The organism is Thermococcus sp. (genome assembly GCF_027011145.1).
Taxonomy (GTDB): Archaea; Methanobacteriota_B; Thermococci; order Thermococcales; family Thermococcaceae; genus Thermococcus.
The window spans coordinates 1-2,396 of record NZ_JALVAO010000021.1 but is presented as its reverse complement, the minus strand read 5'-3'; the positions used below and the strand labels follow the sequence as shown (position 1 = coordinate 2,396).

The following is a 2,396-nucleotide window of genomic DNA, read 5'->3' as shown; positions in this document are numbered from 1 at the left end:
TTCTACCAGTTCGGCGTCTTCCTCGAGCCGGAGGAGCTGGCGCAGAAGATAATCGCAAGCGCTCTATGGGAGTTCTGGTACGACAACGTCGGCTGGTGCCGCTTCCACAGGGGCTGGATGAAGCCCGTCCTCAAGGCGCTCTTCATTGACGCCTACGGCGAAAATATCGACATGGAGGAGCACGCGAGGAAGCAGCTCAAGCGCTTAATCGAATTCGCGAGAAAGGCAGGCTATACTCCTGCCTTCTGGGACAGCATGCGCGTCATTGATTTGGTCGCCAGGGGAAGCGAGGAGTTTGGAAACGAGCGCTGGGCCGAGAAGTTTAAGCTGGATAAGGTTGGCACCGCCAAGGAATATCTCGAGAGGGTTCTAGATGCATACAGCGAGGAGCTGGGGGTGGAGTGGAGGCTCTGACCTGCATTTTCATCCCTTTTCTTCCCTTACTAGCGAAAGATTGATGGAAAGAGGGGGTTAAAACGGCTTCTCAAGCATATAGCCGGAACGTAGACTTCTGAGTGCAGAGAGCAAGAAAATCCCCGTTAGGACAGCTGAGACCAGCCAGGGTATGGGGCTTGCACCCTCCAGCCCAATGGCCGAGCGGATGCAGGACAGGAGGTACGTAACGGGATTAAGGTAGAGCGCCGGAAAGCTAGAGCGGTAGTAGGCCGGAGAGAATACCACGAGAAGCCAGGTCAGTATCCCGGTAATGGCCATCGCCTTGTAGGGGTTTCCAATCTTCGCCCCTATGGCGACGGCAAGCGTTCCCAGCTCGATGAAAGTGATCAAAAGGGCCAGGATCAGGAGGAGGATGTTTATCCTGTCCGCTCCCTGGTAGGAAACGATAACTGCAAGGCCGATAAGCACCTGGGGAAGGACTAGAAGGGAATACGTGAGGAACTGAGCAAGGACCACCTTTGATATCCTCGGGGGTAGTGTGGAATACAGCTCAAGAACGCTGGGTTCGAAAACGTTGCTGACCCTGTTCGTCAGCGTTCCAAGGAAAGAGCTTACCAATGAAACAACGATAAAGCCGCTCACAAGGTACGAGACCTCCTCAGGGGTTCTTGAGCCAGAGTTCATAATCATCATGAAGAGCAGGGCCAGCGGCATGAGTAGAAGGTTGACAAAGAGAAACGTTTTGTAGATCCTCATACCCTTTAGCTCCATTCCGATTAGAGGGCGAATCATTCGTCGTCCCTCCCGATAAGGTTTATCACGAGGTTCTCAAATGAGGGGGACTCGATTTCGAGGTAAGACACGTCCGCAGTCTTGATGATGACCTCCACCGCCCTTAGTGCTTCCTCGAGCGTATCAAAGGTCAGCTCATAGAGGTCTCCGCGCTTTCTGTGTTCATTCGGAAGGATGCTTGAGGGTATCTCCCCTTGAGGTATAAGACGAACTTCAGTGGGCATCTTAATCATCGAGACCATATCCGCTGGAGTGCCAGAGGCCACTATTTTTCCGTGGAGGAGAAGGTATACCCTGTCGCACAGGGCCTTCACTTCGTTCATGTCGTGACTGGCAAGGAGGATTCCCTTGCGGTTGGAGTCCCTTATCACCTCCCACAACCGGTGCTTTGTAACGATGTCCACCATGCTCGTTGGCTCGTCGAGCACGAGAACCGGAAGCTCCTGAACGAGGGCCATCGCCAACAGCAGGGACTTTTTCATGCCCCCCGACAACTGATACCCGAAGAACTTTGCCGCTCTGCTGAGGCCCACGAGGTTCAGAACATTGGATATTCGTTCGCTTATTTCATCCTTTGAAATGTTCTTGTCCCTCATCCTAAGGATGTACTCCAACACCTCCCCAACCCTCAAAGAGGGAAAGCTGAGGGGGTACTGTGGTACGTAGGCGAGGGTTTTCTTTATGATATCGGCGTTGTCTTCAATGTCTTTGCCCATTACCTTAATTGAGCCGCTTGTTGGCTTCAAAAGTCCCAAAAGCTGTCGTATTAGTGTAGTTTTTCCAGCACCGTTGGGACCTATGATCCCAACGATTTCGTTCTTTCCAACGCGAATGGAGATTCCGTCGTTGGCCTTTGTGCCGTCTGGATATATTTTTGTGAGGTTGTTGATTTCGATCACGTTCATCCTTCTGCCTCCAGGAGTTTTTTGTATCTGGATATAGCGAACAGGGTGTGCCTATAAACTTTTCCTTTTACTTTAAGTAAAAATTCTCTCTTTTTTCGAGTATGAATTTCTTCTAACTCAAATTTTCCTCTTAGAATGAATCAAAAGAAGCCTGGGTAAAGGAGTTGCATGGTCATGCAACGGCCAAACCCTTATAATTCTCCATCACCTCATCTCTTCAGGTGATACGATGAGGGCTGTCGTCATAGGCTCTGGAATAGGGGGATTACTCACCGCTTCTTTCCTCGCGAAGAACAACTACGA

Annotated in this window: 2 protein-coding genes and 1 pseudogene; 1 reads left to right on the top strand and 2 read right to left on the bottom strand. The window is 50.9% G+C overall.

Features of this window, described 5'->3' with window-relative positions:
- Positions 1–414: pseudogene (locus MVG27_RS02190) on the top strand (glyceraldehyde-3-phosphate:ferredoxin oxidoreductase); the annotation flags it as partial.
- Between the two features lie 57 nt (positions 415–471).
- Here MVG27_RS02190 and MVG27_RS02185 read toward each other — a convergent pair.
- Both MVG27_RS02185 and MVG27_RS02180 read right to left on the bottom strand, forming a co-directional pair.
- Positions 472–1,188, bottom strand: a complete 717-nt coding sequence (locus tag MVG27_RS02185) for a hypothetical protein (protein ID WP_297550070.1) — start codon at positions 1,186–1,188, stop codon at positions 472–474.
- Entirely contained in the window at positions 1,185–2,093 is a 909-nt protein-coding gene (locus tag MVG27_RS02180) for an ABC transporter ATP-binding protein (protein WP_297556065.1), read from the bottom strand. Before MVG27_RS02180 ends, MVG27_RS02185 begins: the two co-directional genes overlap by 4 nt.
- Positions 2,094–2,396 lie beyond the last annotated feature (303 nt).